This is a genomic window from Streptomyces sp. CB00455 (assembly GCF_001905445.1).
GTDB lineage: Bacteria > Actinomycetota > Actinomycetes > Streptomycetales > Streptomycetaceae > Streptomyces.
Map to the genome: position 1 here is coordinate 986,901 of NZ_LIVQ01000001.1, position 16,581 is coordinate 1,003,481.

A 16,581-nucleotide genomic window follows, 5' to 3' on the forward strand; every position below is an offset into this window, starting at 1 on the left:
ATCGTCCATCGCCATGACGTCCACGGGGGATGCGAAGCGACTACTCTGCGCTGTCGCGATGCTTCACCAGCCGGGCCAGCTCCACGCGCGAGGTGATGTCCAGCTTGGTGAAGGCCCGGCGCAGGTGCGAGCTCACGGTGTGCGGCGACAGGGAGAGGTGCTCGGCCACCTGTTGGTTGGTCAGCCCCCGGGCCACGAGTCGTACCACCCGTATCTCCGCGGCCGTCAGCTCGGGCCATGCACCGCAGAGTCCGGGCGTCGAGGGCCGGCGGCGGACACCGGCGGCCCGCAGGCGCCGGCGGACACGTGCGACGTCCCGCTCTGCGCCCGCTCGCGCGTAGAGCGCGAGGGCCGTGTCGAAGTACGGCACCGCCTCGGACCTGCGGGTCGCCGCCAGCTTGCGTCCGGCGTCCTCCAGTGCCGACGCCCGGGCCAGCGGCCGAGGGCAGTCCTCGTACAGCCGGACGGCGCGTACGAGAGGGACGAGGTCGTTGTCGAGGAGCCCCCTGGCGTGCGCGGCGGTGGCGGCGAGCAACGTGAGGTCGGGGTTGAGCACGGCCAGTCGCTCGGCGAGCACCACTGCCTGGGCGGCCCGTTCGTGCGCGCCGCCGCGCAGCGCCAGGCGGACGAGGACCGGGGCGTCGGCGGGGTCGACCAGGCCCGCGTAGGCCGGCCGGTCCGCGGCGGGCGACGTCATCACCCCGTCGAGTTCGGCCATGGCACGGTCGGGCCGGCCTTCGGAGTCGGCCATCAGTGCCAGCATCCAGGAGCCGAAGTGCCGGACGACGGGTGCGCCGTCGCTCCGCATGCGCCTCGCCTCCGCCGCGTACGCTCGTGCGGTCTGCCGGTCGTCGGTGTGGAGGGCGACGCGCATCATCACGTACCGGAGCGTGACGTCGGCGAGGTTGCCCGGGCCGAGATCGTCGGTCGTCACGGACGCGGCTTCGGCGTCGGCCCGGGCGTCCGTCAGCCGTCCGGCCTCCAGAAGGATGCGGGAGCGGGTCATGAGCCACATGCGGGTGGCCGCCGTCCGGCCCTGCTCCCTGGTGATCCGGATGCCGTCCTCGGCGGCAGCGAGCGCCTGCGCTGAGCGTCCGGTGGTGTTCGACAGGAGAGCGTGCCACAGGGCCTCCGGAACCCACAGCGAGGTGCTGACGCCCAGGGCGTCGGCCAGCGCGGCGGCCCGCTCGGCCTGCCGGAACGCCTCGGCCAGGTCCATGCGGTGGAAACTCACGGCCGAGCGGACCGTCGTCAACGTGGCCTCGGCGGAGCGGTCCCCCGCTGCCGCTGCGGTCTCCCACGCCTCCGCGGCGACCTGCTCGGCCGCCGAGTGCTTGCCCGCCATCGACAGGCCGACAGCGAGCATGGCGAGCAGTCGCCCCCTCACGTCCACGGGGATCCCGGGCAGCGCCGCCCCGGCGCGGGCCTGCCGGACCGCCTCGGAGAAGTCGAACGGTGCGGCGAGGCGTGCCAGGGCAAGGCGTATGCCCGCCTCGTCCTCAGCTCCGAGACCGCCGGTCGCCAGGGCGGAGGCTCCCAGCTCACGCGCCTGGGCGGCCCGGCCCGTCTGCCAGAGCAGCGGGATCGTCTCGGCGATGACCCTCGGCCGCTCCGGAGCGTCCGCCGGGGTGAGTTCCAGGGCCTTGAGGCTGCGTTCCGCGGCGGGTCCGGGAGCAGTGGCCGCGAGCTGCGCCGCGGCGGTGCGCAGCCGGTCGGCCTCCGCCGCGTCTCCCGCTCCCGCTTTCCCGGCCTCCGCCGCATCTGCCGGCGCTCTCCCGGCCGAAGGCCCGGGACGCTCCGCGGGGGAGGCCGCGCTCCCCTGCGGCAGCTCTGCGGCTCGACCACGCAGGGCTTGACGCAGGGGCAGGGGGAGGCCGGCTTCGACCGCCTCGCGGATCAGGTCGTGGCGGAAGGCGAGGCGATCGCCGCTTTCGGTGAGCAGGTCGGCGTCGAGGGATTCCCGTACCGCCGTGATGAGCGCCGCCGAGGACCTGCCCAGCAGTTCGGTCAGCAGCGCGACGGTGACCGGGCCGCCCACGGCGGCCGCCGTCTGCACCAGCTCCCGCGTCTCGTCGGACAGCCGGTCGAGGCGGCGCACGACAGAGGGGAGTTCCCGCGGGGCGGGGGGTCCGGCCAACAGCCTGGCCGTGCCGTTCTCGATCGTCACTGCCTCCCGCAGCGTGCCGAGCAGCTCGACCAGCAGCTGCGGGACTCCTTCGGCGCGGCGGGCGACGCGGAGGACGTCCGGGCCGGGAGCGGCGCCGAGGACGTCCTCGGTGATCTGTGTGGCCGCCTGGTCGTCCAGCGCTCCCAGCGCCAGCTCGTGTGCGCCTGCCTGCCGGATCCGGTCCAGGGCCGTGCGCACTCCCGACGGCACGCTGCCGCCGCGCACGGCGACCAGCCACAGGATGGCGTGCGACGAGAGTCCGGCCGCGAGGGTGTTGAAGGTGAGGAGAGTCAGGTCGTCACACCACTGGAGGTCGTCGAGGACGACGAGCAGGGGGCCGTTTCGAGCCGTCTCCCGCAGGCGGTCCCCCAGTTCCTGGAGCAGCCAGAAGCGCTGGCCGGGCGTCGTGGCGAGGTCCCTGAGACGGACGGCGCCGGACAGCGGTTCCTCGCCGGAGAGCAGACCGTCGAGGAGCGGGCCGAGCGGCACGAACTGTTCGTCGGGGTCCGCCGCTCCTTCGAACACCCTCGTCCCGCGCCGCCTCGCGGCTACGGCGGCCTCCGCGAGGATCCTGGACCTGCCGATGCCGACGGGGCCTTCGACGCGGATGATCCCGCCTTCGCCCTGGTCGAGCGCGTCGAGCCGCGCCTCGATGAACGCCAGTTCGGCGTCCCTGCCGCGCAGCGGCGTCCGTAGACCCTCCAGTTCCTCGGGCACGGTCCTTGTCGTCACTCGGTTCACGCTCATACGGCGGATCAGTATGAACCATGTGAACCGCCCCTCCGGCGCCCGGCCCAGGGGCCCGTCTCAGTCGAAGCGCAGGTCGGCGATGTGCCGTTCGAGGCGGCTGACGTCGTCTGCGGGCTCTTCACCGACCGGGCGCGCCGCCATGAGCGCGGCGAGCTCGGCGCCCGCCCGGCGGACGCGGCCGGGCAGGCCGTCGGTGTACTCGTCTCCCCCCGAGCCCCAGTCCTCGGAGGCCGCGAACACGGCGGTGGGGACGACGACGGAGCGGAGATGGGCGAAGAGCGGGCGCACGGCGTGCTCCAGGACCAGGGAGTGGCGGGCGGTGCCGCCCGTCGCCGCGATCAGGACCGGCTTCCCGGTGAGGGCGTCCGGATCGATCACGTCGAAGAAGGACTTGAAGAGACCGCTGTAGGAAGCCGCGAACACGGGAGTCACCACGATCAGGCCGTCGGCCGCCGTCACCGCGTCGATCGCGGCGCTCAGTCGCGGCGGTGGAAATCCGGTCACGAGGTGGTCCGCGATGTCCCCGGCCAGTTCGCGCAGCTCCACGACCTCGGTCGACGGCGCCTGGCCCCGGGCGGCGAGTTCGTCGCGGGCCGCCTCGGCCAGCCGGTCCGCGAGCAGGCGGGTGGAGGAGGGGGTGCTCAGCCCCGCGGAGACGGCGATCAGCTTCATGCGGCGGACACCTCCTGGACGGCTCGGAGCGACGCGTGCGTGGGGGCCTCCGGCACGTCGGCCGGACGTCCCTTGGCGAACTCCCTCCGCAGGACGGGCACGACCTCTTCGCCGAGGATGTCCAGCTGTTCAAGGACGGTCTTCAGGGGCAGGCCCGCGTGGTCCATCAGGAACAGCTGGCGCTGGTAGTCGCCGACGCCCTCCCGGAACGACAGGGTCCGCTCGATGACCTGCTGGGGAGAGCCCACCGTCAGCGGGGTCTGCTCGGTGAAGTCCTCCAGCGACGGGCCGTGGCCGTACACGGGAGCGTTGTCGAAGTAGGGACGGAACTCCCTAACGGCGTCCTGGGAGTTCTTGCGCATGAAGACCTGTCCGCCCAGGCCGACGATGGCGTCCTCGGGCCGGCCGTGGCCGTGGTGCGCGAACCGGCGCCGGTAGAGCTGCACCATGCGCCTGGTGTGGTCGGCCGGCCAGAAGATGTTGTTGTGGAAGAAGCCGTCGCCGTAGAAGGCGGCCTGCTCCGCGATCTCGGGGGACCTGATGGATCCGTGCCAGACGAAGGGCGGGACGCCGTCCAGGGGCCGGGGCGTCGAGGTGAAGGCCTGGAGCGGCGTACGGAACGTGCCCTCCCAGTCCACGACGTCCTCGCGCCACAGCCGGCGCAGCAGCGTGTAGTTCTCCTTGGCGAGGTCGAGGCCCTGGCGGATGTCCTGTCCGAACCACGGGTAGACCGGACCGGTGTTGCCGCGCCCCAGCATGAGGTCGACCCGGCCGTCGGCCAGGTGCTGGAGCATCGCGTAGTCCTCGGCGATCTTCACCGGGTCGTTGGTGGTGATCAGCGTCGTGGACGTGGACAGGATCAGCTTCTCGGTGCGGGCGGCGATGTAGCCGAGCATGGTCGTCGGCGACGACGGGACGAACGGCGGGTTGTGGTGCTCGCCCGTCGCGAAGACGTCCAGGCCCACTTCCTCGGCCTTGAGGGCGATGGCGACCATCGCCTTGATGCGCTCGTGTTCGGTCGGAGTGCGACCGTCGGTGGGGTCCGGGGTCACGTCCCCGACGGTGAAGATGCCGAACTGCATGGGGTGTCTGCTCTCCTGAGCTCGTCCGGTTCCCGCGCCGGGGAACCGGGGGCCGGGGTGACGCCGGGGGGCTCCGGCGTCACCCAGTGGTCAACGGTGCGGCGTCACTTCGCCAGGAAGGCGAGGAGGGCGGTGTTGACCTCCTCGGCGTGGGTCCACAGCAGACCGTGCGGCGCGCCCTCGATCTCGACGTAGTCGGCCGACGGGAGCGCCTTGTGGAAGGGGCGCGCGGTGCCCTCGGCGGGCAGGATGCGGTCGGCGGTGCCGTGCAGGATCAAAGCCGGCACGTCGACCGCGGGGATGTCGGCGCGAAAGTCGGTGTACCAGGTCGCCGGCGCGGCGGACGCGGCGAAGGAGCCGCCGCGGGCCGCGGTGTTCCAGCTGTTGCGGACGGCCTCCTCGCTGATGCGGGTGCCCAGGTTCTCGTCGAGGTTGTAGAAGTCGCTGAAGAAGGCCGTGTAGTAGGCGTAGCGGTCGGCCTTGACGGCGGCGACGACGCCGTCGAAGAACTCCTTCGGGGCGACGCCGTCCGGGTTGTCGTCGCTCTGGAGCAGGCAGGGCTCGAGGGAGGCCAGGAAGGCGACCTTGGCGACCCGGCCGGAGCCGTACCTGGACACGTAGCGGGCGACCTCGCCGGTGCCCATGGAGAAGCCGACCAGGACGGCGTCGTTCAGGTCGAGGGTCTCCATCACGGTGTTCAGGTCGGCCGCGAAGGTGTCGTAGTCGTAGCCGGTCGTCGGCTGCGAGGACTGCCCGAATCCGCGGCGGTCGTACGTGATCACGCGGTAGCCGGCGTCGAGCAGCGCGGCGCTCTGGCGCTCCCAGGAACGGCCGTCGAGCGGGAAGCCGTGGATGAGGACGACGGGCTGCCCGGCACCGTGGTCCTCGAAGTACAGCTCGACGGGGTTGGTGTTCTCCTGGCCCACGGTGATGTACGGCATGGGGATGCGTCCTCGATTCGGGTCGGCTGGTCCGCGCGTCGAAGCGGCGCGGTATGCCCGTCACGCTAGGACCGGTCCCACGCCTCCGGTTGCCGTACCGCGCACCACACCTTGCACGGGGGCGCAGAGGTCACTCAGCCACCGGTGACCGTTCCGGCGTCGCCCTCCGCAAGCGCGATCCGGGCCAGGTGGACGCGCGAGCGCACCGAGAGCTTGCGGAAGATCGACGCCAGGTGGGTGTTGACCGTGTGCGGGGAGACGACGAGGGCCTGCGCGGCCGACCGGTTGGTGTGGCCCGCGGCGATCAGCCGGGCCACCTTGCGTTCCGAGGCCGTGAGCGCGTCCCAGCCCTGGCCGGGGCGCGGCCGGAGGCCTCCGGTGCGCCGGCCGGAGCGGCTGGTGGCCCGTTCCGGATCGGCCCGGACCCGGTCTGCCTCGACGTCGGCCCCCGCCTGGGCGTAGATGTCGTGGGCCCTGGTCAGGGCGGGTGTCGCAGCGGGGTCGCCCGCCGTGAGAAGAGCGCGCCCGAGGTCGGCGGATGCGGCGGCGAGGGGCAGCGGCCGGGGGCCGGTGAGCAGGACGCGGACCGACCGCTCCAGGAGTCCGGGGTCGGCGTTCACCAGGCCGGCCGCGTGGGCGGCCGTCCCCTGTGCGGTCGGCACGGAAGGGTTGCGGGTGGCGTGCTCTGCCGCCTGGGCCGCGAGGTCCTCGGCCAGGTTCCGGTCCCCGCCGCGCAGGGCGATCCGCACGGCCTGGACGACATGGGGGCGCAGGAGCCGCCATCGGAGGAAGGGATGGTCCCGCTGCACGGATCGGATCAGTTCGGCCGCTGCCGCGTGGTCGCCGTCGGCGTCGGCGACGACGGCCTCGAAGTACTGGTGCGTGGCGTGGTTGCCCGTGTTCGGCCGCTCGGCCACGGTCGCCCGCACCACGCCCAGGTGTTCCCGCGCGGCTTCGCGGTCGCCGCGCAGCATCGCGAGGAGGCCGCGGTTGACGCGGATGTTGACCAGGTTGCCGGGCACGTGGAGGTCTGCTTCGAGCCGCTCGGCGGTGACGAGGTCGGCGTCCGCGTCGTCGAGCCGGCCGAGCCCCATGTTCAGGGTTCCCTGGGCCCAGATCAGCATGGCGGGGCGCAGGGGAGCGTCGCCCGCCGTCCGGAGCAGTCGCCGTACGGTGTCGAAGTCGTCCATGTGGATCCGGGCGACGGCCTCCTCGGGCAGGAAGGCCGTGTCGAACACGCTCAGCGCCGTGTGGTGTGCGACGGCGGCGGCGCAGTCGCCCGCGTTGAGGGCGATCTCGCCGAGGCCCCACAGCGCGAGGACACGTGCCTCCCGGTCACCGGACCGCTCCGCCTCGGCGAGCGCCCGTTCGCCGGTCTCGCGAGCGGCCCCGAGGTCGCGCCCGCGGGAGCGGGCGAGGGCCTGCCGGGCGGTGAGCCGGGCACGGATCACCGGGTCGGTGACGGCTGCCAGGGCTGCCGTCGAGCGGCGGGTCAGCTCATGGACGTCGTCGAGGTGCCACAGCGTGTCGCCGAGTACGGACTGCAGACGGGCGAAGACGTCCAGGGGCGGCTGCCGGGCGAGCAGCGTGTCGCCGACATCCCGTGCCTGGGTGTACCGGCCCGCGCGGGTCAGCGCGACGATGGCCCGTTCTCCCACGTCGAACACCATGGGCGCATGGGGCGATGCGAGTTCCAGGGCGCGTACGGCCAGGTCGGCGGCGAGGTCGGGCATCACGGCGATCACGTCCGTGGCGGCCTCGCCGAGCAGCCCGATCGCCTCTTGGTCGCCGGGTTCGGCGCTCTTCAGCAGATGCGGGACCGCGTCGGTGGAGCTCCGGCCCGCCGCGACGAGCCGGCTCGCGGCCTCACGGTGGAGCGCCCGGCGTACGGAGGGGGCGAGATCGGCGTACACCGCCTGCCGGAGCAGGTCGTGGCGGAACACGAGGCGTTCGCCGTCGTCGTGGAGGAGGGCGGCGGCGATCGCCTCGTCCACTTCGGCGCTGAGTGCGGAGGCGGGCCGGCCGCACAGGGCGGCGGCGTCCGCGAGCGAGAAGGCGCGGCCGAGGACCGAGCCGATCCGCAGGAAGTGGAGGGTGTCCGGCCGGAGGTCGGCCAGCCGGTCGCGTACACCGAGGACCAGCCGCTCCGGCGGCTCCGTCGGCTCCGTCGCGTCCGTGCCCGACGCCGCGATGCCCGTGAGCATCTCGGCTGCGAGGAAGGGGTTGCCTCCCGCCCCGTCGAGAAGTTTCGCGACCTGCGTCGGCGCGTCCCCGCCGAGGACGTCCCGTGCCAGCTCGGCCAGGGCCGTGTCGGACAGCGGCCGCAGGGGGAGGGTCGTCGTCCGCGGCCCCTGCCCGTACAGTTCCGGGTCGTTCCTGCCCGTGAGCAGCCAGAGGACCGGGGAGCTGAGCAGCCGTGCCGGCATGACGCTCAGGGCGAACCGGCTCAGCGGGTCGGCCCATTGGACGTCGTCGACCGCGATCAGTACGGGCGTGAGCGCCGCGCGTTCCTCGATCAGCTGGGCCAGGCGTTCGACGAGCCAGATGCGCTGGTCGTGATGGCCCGCGAGGTCTGCGAAGTCCGCGCCGGACAGCAGCGGCGGGTCACCGTGCAGGAGGCCGGAGGCCAGTGAGGCGAGCGGTGCCAGCTCGTGCAGTTCCTCGGCGTGTCCATGGCTGACGACGAACCCGTGGGCCCGCGCTGTCGAGAGGGTCTCCTGCAGCAGTGCGGTCTTCCCGATGCCGGGCTCGCCCAGGAGCAGCGCGATCGCTCCTCCCTGGCCGCCCTGCACCGCCTCGACCAGGGCGCGCAGCCGTTCCAGTTCGGCTTCGCGGCCCCGCAGCCCGGGCCGGCTCAGCCCCGCGCTCCCGGGCACCGCCATGCCTTCTCCCCCGGGCCGGTCGGGGCTCATCCCTTGACCGATCCGGCGAGCAGTCCCCGTGCGAAGTGCCGCCGGAGGGAGAGGAAGACGAGCAGCGGGACGAACGCCGCCACGAAGGCTCCTGCGGTGAGCCGGTGCCACTCGTTGCCGTACGTCCCGGCCTGGCTCGCCAGTCTGACCGTCATCGGCGCGGTCTCGGCCGTCCCTCCCGACAGCGTCAGTGCCACGAGGAGGTCGTTCCACACCCAGATGAACTGGATGATGGCGAAGGAGACCAGGGCCGGCCGGGCCAGGGGCAGCACGATCCGGAGCAGCAGCGTCCCGTGGGACGCGCCGTCGACGCGGGCGGCCTCGATCAGGTCCCGGGGCAGCCCCGCCAGGAAGTTGTGCAGGAGGAAGACCGCGAACGGCAGCGCGAAGACGGTGTGGGCGAACCAGACCTGGCCGAAACGCGCGGGACCGGTGAGGTTCCACGCGGGCAGGAACAGCCAGCCCTGGGAGAACAGCTTCAGGAGGGGGACGAGCGCCATCTGGAGCGGCACGGCCTGGAGCGCGAAGATGCCGACGACGAGCGCGTCCCGCCCCCTGAAGTCGATCCACGCCAGGGCGTACGCCGCGAAGAACGCCAGCACGAGCGGGAACAACACCGAAGGGAGGGTGATGACGACGGAATTGACGAAGTACTCCGCGAGCCGCCCCGACCCGTTCCCGCCGCCGGACAGCACCTCGCCGTAGTTGTCGAGCGTGAGGTGCGGCGTACCGAACACGGTCCACCAGCCCGTCGTCTTGATCGCCTCCTCGGGGCGGAACGAGGAGAGCAGGAGACCGAGGGTCGGCGTCGTCCAGAGGACCGCGATCACCACGGCGATCGACGTGAAGGCGCGGGAGGCCAGCCGCTCCCGGACGCCGTTCACCCCGCCCTCCGCTGCGCCCGCACCTGGTGGGAGACGAAGGGGGTGACGAGGACGAACAGGAGCACGGCGAGCGCCGCGCCGCGGCCCGTCTCGCCGTAGCGGAAGGCCTGGTCGTACATCTCGTGGGCGATGACGCCGGTGTCGAACTGTCCGCCGGTCATGGTCTTGACGATGTCGAAGGCCTTGAAGGTGCCGATCGCCTGGGCGAGGACCACGACGAGCAGCGTGGGCCTGATCGACGGCATGGTGATCCGCCAGAAGATCTGCCGGGGGGACGCGCCGTCGAGTCGGGCCGCCTCGGTCAGCTCTCCGGGCACGGCCCTGATCGCGCCGGCCAGCAGGACGGCCGCGAAGCCCGCCTGTGTCCACACCATCACCACGATGAGGAACAGGACGTTCCGGGGAGAGTCCACGAGCCATTGCCCCGGTTCCCCGCCGAACGCGACGACGAGCTGGTTCAGCAGCCCGATCTGCCGGGCCTGCGCGGGACGGTAGGCGTAGACGAACTTCCAGACGACACCAGCGCCGACGCAGGAGATCGCCATCGGCATCAGGACGAGGGACAGCGCGAACGCTCTGAACCGCGACCGTACGACGGCCGCCGCGTAGAGCAGACCGACCGAGGCCGCCGACAACGGCACGAGCACCACCCACGCCAGGGTGTTGCGCACCGCCACCAGCGCCCGGGGGTCGGTGACCATCCACACGTAGTTGTCGATGCCGGCCCACGCCTCTCCCGAGCTGTCGGTGAACGACAGGACCAGGGTGCGCAGAGCGGGCAGGAGAAGACCGACCGTGAGCAGCAGCAGCGCGGGGGCCAGCAGGATCAGGGCCGCGGCCCTCCTCCGTACCGGCCCCCGGTGCAGCGCCAGCAGGATCAGGGAGACCACCGCCGCGAAGGCGGCTACGCCCTGGAGCAGGTACAGCAGCTTGGGCTGCTGGGCGACGACGTCGAACGACATCAGCGCCTCGGCCAGGACCGTTCGATGGAGTCGGCGACCTGGCGGGTGTCCGCGCCGCCGATCCAGTCGACGGCTCCCTTCCAGAACGTCCCGGCGCCGACCGACGCGGGCATCAGGTCCGAACCGTCGAACCTGAACTGTGTTCCGGGGTCCTGGAGCAGCTGGATCGAGAGCCTGTCGACCGGGGTCGCGGCGTTCGCCGGATCCACGCCCCTGTTCGCCGAGACGAACGGGCCCTTCCGCATACGCGCGTTCGCGAAGTCCGCGGAGGCCAGATACTCCTGGAATGCCCGCACTTCGGGACGGTCGGCGAACGCCGCGGTGAACACCCCGCCGCCCAGTACGGGGCGGTCGGCCGGGCCGGCCCCCGGCAGGAGGAAGGCGTAGACGTCCTTGTCCGGTCCGATCTCGGTGCCCTTCGGCCACATGTCGGCATAGAACGAGGCCTGGCGGTGCATCGCACAGTCGCCGGAGAGAACCGGTGTGCCGGCCTCCTGGAAGGAGATCGACGCCATCGAACGGGCCGGGCCGAAACCGCCGTTGGCGTACCGGTCGCTCTTGAGGATGGACCCCACGGTGTCCATGGCTTTGATCACCCGCGGGTCGTTGAACGGGATCGCGTGTGCGACCCACTGGTCGTAGGCGTCCGTGCCCTGCTGACGCAGCAGGACGTCCTCGATCCAGTCCGTCACGGGCCAGCCGGTCGCCTCGGCGGACTCGATGCCCGCGCACCACGGCTTGACACCCGACGCCGCGACCTTCTCCGTCACGGCCATCAGCTCGGACCAGGTGAGGGGAACGCTCAGTCCCCTGTCGCGGAAGAACTTCGGGGAGTACCAGACGAACGACTTCACGTTCGCGACCAGCGGCGTGCCGTAGAGGGTGCCGTCCACGGTCGCGTAGCTGTTCCAGTCGGCCGACCAGCCCTGCTTCGCGAGGGCCACGACCCCGGCGCTCGCGGGCCTCAGCTTCCCCTCCCGCGCAAAGCGTTCCAGGAGCCCGGGCTGAGGGAAGAACGCCACATCCGGCGCACTCCCGCCGTCGACCCGGAGCTGGATCCGGGCCTCGAACTCCCCGTCCCCCTCGTACCGGACGCCGATTCCCGTGCAGTGCGCGAAGTCCGCCCAGGTCTCTTCGAACAGGTCGGCCTCCCGGTCCCGGTTCTCCGCGTAGACGGTGACCTTGGTGCCGGGGTGCTTGCCGTACCTGGCGTACGGCCCACAGTCCACGGCGGTGTGCGACTGCGAACCACTGTCCTGGGGAACACCGCAGGCGGTGGCAAGGGCGGCGAGGGCTATGACCGCGAGCGCGAGCCTCGCGCCGAACCTCATGGGTGTATCTCCTCCGATCGCCCGCCGAAGGGGGCCTCGGGGGCGATCAGAAGCTACCAGCGCTCGGACATCATCGACTAATCGTTCGATCCTGAACGATCGGGTCAGTGGGCGGTGGACCTGGCCGCGTCCTGGATCAGCTCCGCCACGGCCTTGGGCTGGGCGAGCATGACCAGGTGGGAGGAGTCGACCTCGACGGTGGTCATGCCGGCGCGCTCGTACCCGTAGCGCTCCACATCGGGGTTGATCGTGCGGTCGCAGGAGGCGACCAGGCCCCACGAGGGCTTGGTCCTCCACGCAGCGACAGGCGCCGCCTCCGAGAAGGCACGTGCTGCCAGGGGGCGCTGGGAGACGGCGAGCACCGCGGCGAGGTCGGGGTCGACGTCCGCTGCGAAGAGGGCGGGAAACTTCTCGATCTCCACCGAGACGTCGGTGCCGGTCTCGGTGGAGCCGGCCACCGGGAACGGGGTGTAGACGAGCGCGTCGGCGAGACCGGAGCCGGGGAAGCGGCCCTGCAGTTCGCCCAGGCTCTCGCCCTCCTCCAGCGCGTATCCCGCGAGGTACACCAGTGCGCGGACGTTGTCCTCGGTCCCGGCGAGGGTGATGACGGCACCGCCGTAGGAGTGCCCGACCAGGATCACGGGGCCTTCGACGGCGCGGATCACCGAGGCGATGTACGCGGCGTCATCGACGAGGCTGCGGTTGGGCACCGCCGGGGCCACCACGTCCATGCCGGCGGCGGTCAGCTCGGGGATGACGCGGGCGAAGCTGGAGGCGTCGGCGAAGGCGCCGTGGACCAGGACGACGGTGGGGCGGGCGTGTCGGGACATGGGGGAACTCCTCGGTGCGTGACGGGCGATGGGGCAAAGGGTGGGGCGGAGGGTGGGGCGGGGATGCGGGAGAGGGACGCGCGGTGCTTCACAGGTCGAAGCGGGCGCGCCTCGCCTCGGGCACCAGGCCCGCGTACTCGGGATGCCTGCCGATCCAGCCCCGGATGAAGGGGCAGTACGGCAGGACGCGCAGCCCACGGGCCCGGGCGTCGTCGAGCGCCCCCTGGGCAAGGAGACCGCCCAGACCCTGGCCGGCGAACCGGCTGTCGATCTCGGTGTGGATGAAGGCGATCTCGCCCTCCGAAAGGTGGTACTCGGCGAAGCCCGCGGTCTCGGTGCCGTCGTCGCCGGCGAGGATCTCGTACCGGGACATCTGGGGCCGGTCCGTCACCTGCGGTTCCATGGGTGCTCCTGTGCGGTCGTGGTGTGACGGGGTGGGTGGGCACGGTCAGAGCGTGCGGCGTACGCCCGCCTGGCGCTCCAGGTTGCGGAGCTGGACGGCCAGGTCGCCTTCCACGGCGAGGTGGGCGGGGCCGCTGCGGCCGATGGGCAGGACCTGCTCGCTGCGCATGTCCTCGAGCATCAGGGCGAACGCCGTGTACATCGCGACCAGCGCCACCACGAGGCCGAGCGCACCGGACGTGCGTGTCAGCCATTGGGCGCCGGTGACGCCCCCGAGGCCGGTGGCCGCCCAGCGGGGTAGGGAGACCGCGAGGACGAGCCACAGCGCGCGCTTGGGCCGGGTCACGGCGGCCATCAGGGCCCCGAAGCAGAGGAGCGCCAGGTTGAACACGCCGAGGACCTGAAGGCCGTCGGCCGCGCCGCTGAGCATGATGAGCGAGTAGGGCAGCCAGCTGCCGGCGAAGACCGCCATCAGCGTCGCCGCGATCACGTCACGCGCGCCGAAGGCCAGGAAACTCACCATGAGCTGGAGGACGAAGGCAGGAAGCACGGTGAAGGCGACGGCGGCGCGGGCCGCCTCGTCGAAGAGCCCGAGCTGGAGGCAGCCCGTCATCACGGAGGCGATGGCTATCGTGAAGAAGCCGAGCGGCATGGGTGAGGCGATGGGGCGCAGGTTGATCCGTGTCATCGACCGGAGGTCCGGTTCGAAACGGCGTCCCGGGGGCGCGTCCGGCGAGGTCGCCGGGGTGTCGCCGCCGGCTGCGGCGGGAGAGGCTTCGGACATCGGGTGGATCCCTCTTTCAGTGCTCGAAGCAGGGGTCGACGAAGGACGGCGTCGTGTCGGGGACGGAGCCGCGGGCGACGCGCCAGCGGCGGTGCTGCTCGGACTCGGCGACGGCCTCGGCCACGGACACCGCCTGTTGCGCACCGCTCCGGTAGCCGCCGAAGTGGGCCACCGGGCTCCACTCAGGGCTCACCGGCGGGACTGCCTCGTCGAGGCCCTCGTACTCGGCGGTCGCGTAGACGATGCGGCCGCCGACCACGGTGAGGACGGACTCGATGTCGGGGATGACGGCCTCGGGCACGGTGAGGTAGTCGTCCGACAGGATCGCCAGGTCGCCGTAACACCCCTCTCGCAGCACGCCCTTGACGTCCTGTTCGCCGGTGAGCTCCGCCCCGCCGCGGGTGTAGAGGCCGAGGGCGGTCGCCCGGTCGATCAGGTTGCCGGCCGGGTAGAGGGCCGTGCCGCCGACGGTGCGCCCGGTGACCAGCCAGTGGAGCGCGACCCAGGGGTTGTACGAGGAGACGCGGGTGGCGTCGGTTCCGGCGGCGACGGTCAGGCCCCGGTCGAGCATGGCCCGGACCGGCGGGGTGTGGGCGGCGGCCTCGGCGCCGTAGCGGTCGAGGAACGCGGCGCCCTGGAAGGACATGCGGTTCTGGACGGAGAGGGAGCCGCCGAGGGCCGCGATCCGGTCGAGGCTGTCGGCCGAGACCGTCTCCGCGTGGTCGAAGAGCCAGCGGTTGCCGCCCGGGAAGAGCCCTTCGGCGGCGAGCTTCTCGAAGACGGCCAGGTCGCGGCGGATCGTCTCGTCGTAGGTCGCGTGGAGCCGGAAGCCCCAGCCGTTCTCCAGGAGGAGCCGGACGGCGCTCTCGAACTCGCTCTCGTAGCCGGCGGCGAGTTCGGGCCGTGGTTCGGAGAAGTTCTCGAAGTCGGCGGCGGCCCAGGTCAGGTTCTCGCCCGCGCCGTTGAGCCGGAGCCACTCGTCCCCGTCCCCGGGCTTGACCGTCTCGGTCCAGCGCTTGAGGTCGGCGAGCTCCTGGCCGGCCGTCTGCGGAAAGAGGTGGTAGGCGATCCGGAGGGTCAGCTCCCCCGACCGGGCGAGGTCGACGACCGTGGCGTAGTTGTCGGGGAAGTTCTGGAACCCGCCGGCGGCGTCGACCGCTGACGTCAGTCCGAAGCGGTTCAGCTCGCGCAGGAAGTGGCGCGTCGACGTCCGCTTGTCGGCTTCGTCGAGAGCCGGCGCCTTGGCGAGGGTCGAGTACAGGATCAGGGCGCTCGGCGCCGCGAGGAGCACGCCGCTCGGTTCGCCGTCCCGGCCCCGGACGATCTGCCCGCCGCGGGGATCCGGGGTGTCGCGGGTGAATCCGGCTGCCTGCACCGCGGCCCGGTTCATCAGCGCCGACTGGTACAGGTGCAGGACGAAGACCGGGGTGTCGGGTGCGGCGGCGTTCAGCTCCGCGACGGTCGGCATCCTGCGCTCGGCGAACTGCTCGGCGGTCCAGCCGCCCACGACGCGGATCCACTGCCCCTTCGGGGTGCGGCCGGCCTGCTCGCGCAGCATCGCGAGGGCGTGTCGGAGGCTTCGTACGCCGTCCCAGCGCAGCTCCAGGACGTAGTTCAGGCCGCCCCGGATGACGTGCAGGTGCGAGTCGTTGAGACCGGGGATCACCCGGCGGCCGAGGGCGTCGACGACCTTGGTCCCCGGCCCGACGAGGTGGGCGAGGTCGTGGTCGTCGCCGAGGGCCGCGACCCGGCCGTCGCGGATGGCGACGGCGCGGGCCTCGGGCCCGTCGGAATCACCGGTGAAGACCTTGGCGTTGCGGACGAGGAGGTCGGCGTGCTCGTGCTCCGGGCGCGGGGCGGGGACCAGGCCCGCCACCGGCATGCTGGTCGACTGCCCCGTCATGCGAGAGCCTTGCGCAGGGTGTCGGTGGCGAGACCGATGGCGAGTTCCGCGGCCTGCGTCTCGCGCAGTGCGTTCAGCATGACGAAGTCGTGGATGGCTCCCTGGACGCGCAGGGCGGTGACGGGGACGTCGGCGGCGCGGAGCTTCGCCGCGTACGCCTCGCCCTCGTCGCGCAGGACGTCTGCCTCGGCGGTGATGACCAGGGCCGGCGGCAGGCCGCTGAGCTGCTCGGTGGAGGCGCGCAGCGGCGAGGCGGTGATCTGGGCCCGCTCGGCCTCGTCGGTCGTGTACTGGTCCCAGAACCACTTCATGGCGTCGCGGCGCAGGAAGTAGCCCTCACCGAACTGGTGGTAGGAGTCGGTGTCGAAGCTCGCGTCCGTGACCGGGTAGAAGAGGACCTGCTGGACGAGGTGGACGTCGCCGCGCTGCTTGGCCATGAGGGTGAGGGCGGCGCTCATGTTGCCGCCGACCGAGTCGCCCGCGACGGCGATCCGCGTGCCGTCGAGGTCCTTGTGGTGGCCCTCGCGGGCGATCCACTGGGCGACGCTGTAGTTCTGCTCGATCGCGACGGGGTAGCGCGCCTCGGGCGAGAGGTCGTACTCGGGGAACACCACGGCCGCCCGGGTACCGGCGGCGAGTTCGCGGACGAGCCGGTCGTGGGTGTGGGCGTTGCCGAAGACCCAGCCGGCGCCGTGGATGTAGAGGATGACGGGAAGCGGGCCGGTGGCGCCGCGGGGGCGGACGATCCGGGCGCGGACGTCGCCGGTCGGGCCGCCGTGGACGGTGATCCACTCCTCGTCGACCTCGGGCAGGGGGACGCCCTCACCGCTCTGGACGCCGTCCACGGCCTTACGGCCTTCGGCGACGGGGATCTGGTAGAGGTACGGCGGCTGGGCGGTGGCGTCGGCGAAGGCCTGCGCGGCGGCTTCGAGGACCGGACGGTTCTTCATGAGGGGTTCTC

Annotated in this window: 13 protein-coding genes; all 13 read right to left on the bottom strand. The window is 72.2% G+C overall.

The genetic code is table 11. The features are described 5' to 3' along the window. Positions 1-40: 40 nt before the first annotated feature. Complete coding sequence (locus tag AMK16_RS04535; RefSeq protein WP_073908812.1) at positions 41-2,914, bottom strand: helix-turn-helix transcriptional regulator; 2,874 nt, start codon at positions 2,912-2,914, stop codon at positions 41-43. A gap of 60 nt (positions 2,915-2,974) precedes the next feature. Next, entirely contained in the window at positions 2,975-3,589 is a 615-nt protein-coding gene (locus tag AMK16_RS04540; RefSeq protein WP_073908815.1) for an FMN reductase, read from the bottom strand. Beyond that, a complete protein-coding gene (locus AMK16_RS04545) occupies positions 3,586-4,671 on the bottom strand; it encodes an LLM class flavin-dependent oxidoreductase (protein WP_073908818.1) in 1,086 nt (361 codons plus the stop codon). Before AMK16_RS04545 ends, AMK16_RS04540 begins: the two co-directional genes overlap by 4 nt. Before the next feature lie 104 nt (positions 4,672-4,775). Beyond that, positions 4,776-5,612, bottom strand: coding sequence for an alpha/beta fold hydrolase (locus AMK16_RS04550; protein ID WP_073908821.1), 837 nt, complete (start codon positions 5,610-5,612; stop codon positions 4,776-4,778). Between the two features lie 134 nt (positions 5,613-5,746). After that, the gene (locus tag AMK16_RS04555; protein WP_079191310.1) at positions 5,747-8,524 is read right to left on the bottom strand and encodes an AAA family ATPase; all 2,778 of its coding nucleotides are present in this window, start codon (positions 8,522-8,524) and stop codon (positions 5,747-5,749) included. After that, the gene (locus AMK16_RS04560; RefSeq protein WP_073908824.1) at positions 8,521-9,408 is read right to left on the bottom strand and encodes a carbohydrate ABC transporter permease; all 888 of its coding nucleotides are present in this window, start codon (positions 9,406-9,408) and stop codon (positions 8,521-8,523) included. Before AMK16_RS04560 ends, AMK16_RS04555 begins: the two co-directional genes overlap by 4 nt. Further along, the gene (locus AMK16_RS04565; RefSeq protein ID WP_073908827.1) at positions 9,405-10,370 is read right to left on the bottom strand and encodes a carbohydrate ABC transporter permease; all 966 of its coding nucleotides are present in this window, start codon (positions 10,368-10,370) and stop codon (positions 9,405-9,407) included. Before AMK16_RS04565 ends, AMK16_RS04560 begins: the two co-directional genes overlap by 4 nt. Further along, positions 10,370-11,701 carry an ABC transporter substrate-binding protein gene (locus tag AMK16_RS04570; protein ID WP_073908830.1) on the bottom strand — a complete coding sequence of 444 codons (1,332 nt, stop codon included), beginning with the start codon at positions 11,699-11,701 and terminating at the stop codon, positions 10,370-10,372. Before AMK16_RS04570 ends, AMK16_RS04565 begins: the two co-directional genes overlap by 1 nt. A gap of 104 nt (positions 11,702-11,805) precedes the next feature. Continuing rightward, positions 11,806-12,531 carry an alpha/beta fold hydrolase gene (locus AMK16_RS04575; RefSeq protein ID WP_073908833.1) on the bottom strand — a complete coding sequence of 242 codons (726 nt, stop codon included), beginning with the start codon at positions 12,529-12,531 and terminating at the stop codon, positions 11,806-11,808. Positions 12,532-12,619: 88 nt separating this feature from the next. Then, the gene (locus AMK16_RS04580) at positions 12,620-12,934 is read right to left on the bottom strand and encodes a GNAT family N-acetyltransferase (RefSeq protein ID WP_073908836.1); all 315 of its coding nucleotides are present in this window, start codon (positions 12,932-12,934) and stop codon (positions 12,620-12,622) included. A gap of 45 nt (positions 12,935-12,979) precedes the next feature. Beyond that, the gene (locus AMK16_RS04585) at positions 12,980-13,717 is read right to left on the bottom strand and encodes a GPR1/FUN34/YaaH family transporter (RefSeq protein WP_073908839.1); all 738 of its coding nucleotides are present in this window, start codon (positions 13,715-13,717) and stop codon (positions 12,980-12,982) included. Positions 13,718-13,733: 16 nt separating this feature from the next. Further along, entirely contained in the window at positions 13,734-15,620 is a 1,887-nt protein-coding gene (locus tag AMK16_RS04590; protein ID WP_073908842.1) for an amidohydrolase, read from the bottom strand. After that, the gene (locus AMK16_RS04595; RefSeq protein ID WP_073908846.1) at positions 15,617-16,570 is read right to left on the bottom strand and encodes an alpha/beta hydrolase; all 954 of its coding nucleotides are present in this window, start codon (positions 16,568-16,570) and stop codon (positions 15,617-15,619) included. Before AMK16_RS04595 ends, AMK16_RS04590 begins: the two co-directional genes overlap by 4 nt. Between the last annotated feature and the right edge of the window lie 11 nt (positions 16,571-16,581).

What these genes read in the sequence shown, in the direction of transcription:
- AMK16_RS04535 (WP_073908812.1), bottom strand. Translation starts at nt 2,914, where the DNA reads ATGAGCGTGAACCGAGTGACGACAAGGACCGTGCCCGAGGAACTGGAG.
- AMK16_RS04540 (WP_073908815.1), bottom strand. Translation starts at nt 3,589, where the DNA reads ATGAAGCTGATCGCCGTCTCCGCGGGGCTGAGCACCCCCTCCTCCACC.
- AMK16_RS04545 (WP_073908818.1), bottom strand. Translation starts at nt 4,671, where the DNA reads ATGCAGTTCGGCATCTTCACCGTCGGGGACGTGACCCCGGACCCCACC.
- AMK16_RS04550 (WP_073908821.1), bottom strand. Translation starts at nt 5,612, where the DNA reads ATGCCGTACATCACCGTGGGCCAGGAGAACACCAACCCCGTCGAGCTG.
- AMK16_RS04555 (WP_079191310.1), bottom strand. Translation starts at nt 8,524, where the DNA reads ATGAGCCCCGACCGGCCCGGGGGAGAAGGCATGGCGGTGCCCGGGAGC.
- AMK16_RS04565 (WP_073908827.1), bottom strand. Translation starts at nt 10,370, where the DNA reads ATGTCGTTCGACGTCGTCGCCCAGCAGCCCAAGCTGCTGTACCTGCTC.
- AMK16_RS04570 (WP_073908830.1), bottom strand. Translation starts at nt 11,701, where the DNA reads ATGAGGTTCGGCGCGAGGCTCGCGCTCGCGGTCATAGCCCTCGCCGCC.
- AMK16_RS04575 (WP_073908833.1), bottom strand. Translation starts at nt 12,531, where the DNA reads ATGTCCCGACACGCCCGCCCCACCGTCGTCCTGGTCCACGGCGCCTTC.
- AMK16_RS04580 (WP_073908836.1), bottom strand. Translation starts at nt 12,934, where the DNA reads ATGGAACCGCAGGTGACGGACCGGCCCCAGATGTCCCGGTACGAGATC.
- AMK16_RS04585 (WP_073908839.1), bottom strand. Translation starts at nt 13,717, where the DNA reads ATGTCCGAAGCCTCTCCCGCCGCAGCCGGCGGCGACACCCCGGCGACC.
- AMK16_RS04590 (WP_073908842.1), bottom strand. Translation starts at nt 15,620, where the DNA reads ATGACGGGGCAGTCGACCAGCATGCCGGTGGCGGGCCTGGTCCCCGCC.
- AMK16_RS04595 (WP_073908846.1), bottom strand. Translation starts at nt 16,570, where the DNA reads ATGAAGAACCGTCCGGTCCTCGAAGCCGCCGCGCAGGCCTTCGCCGAC.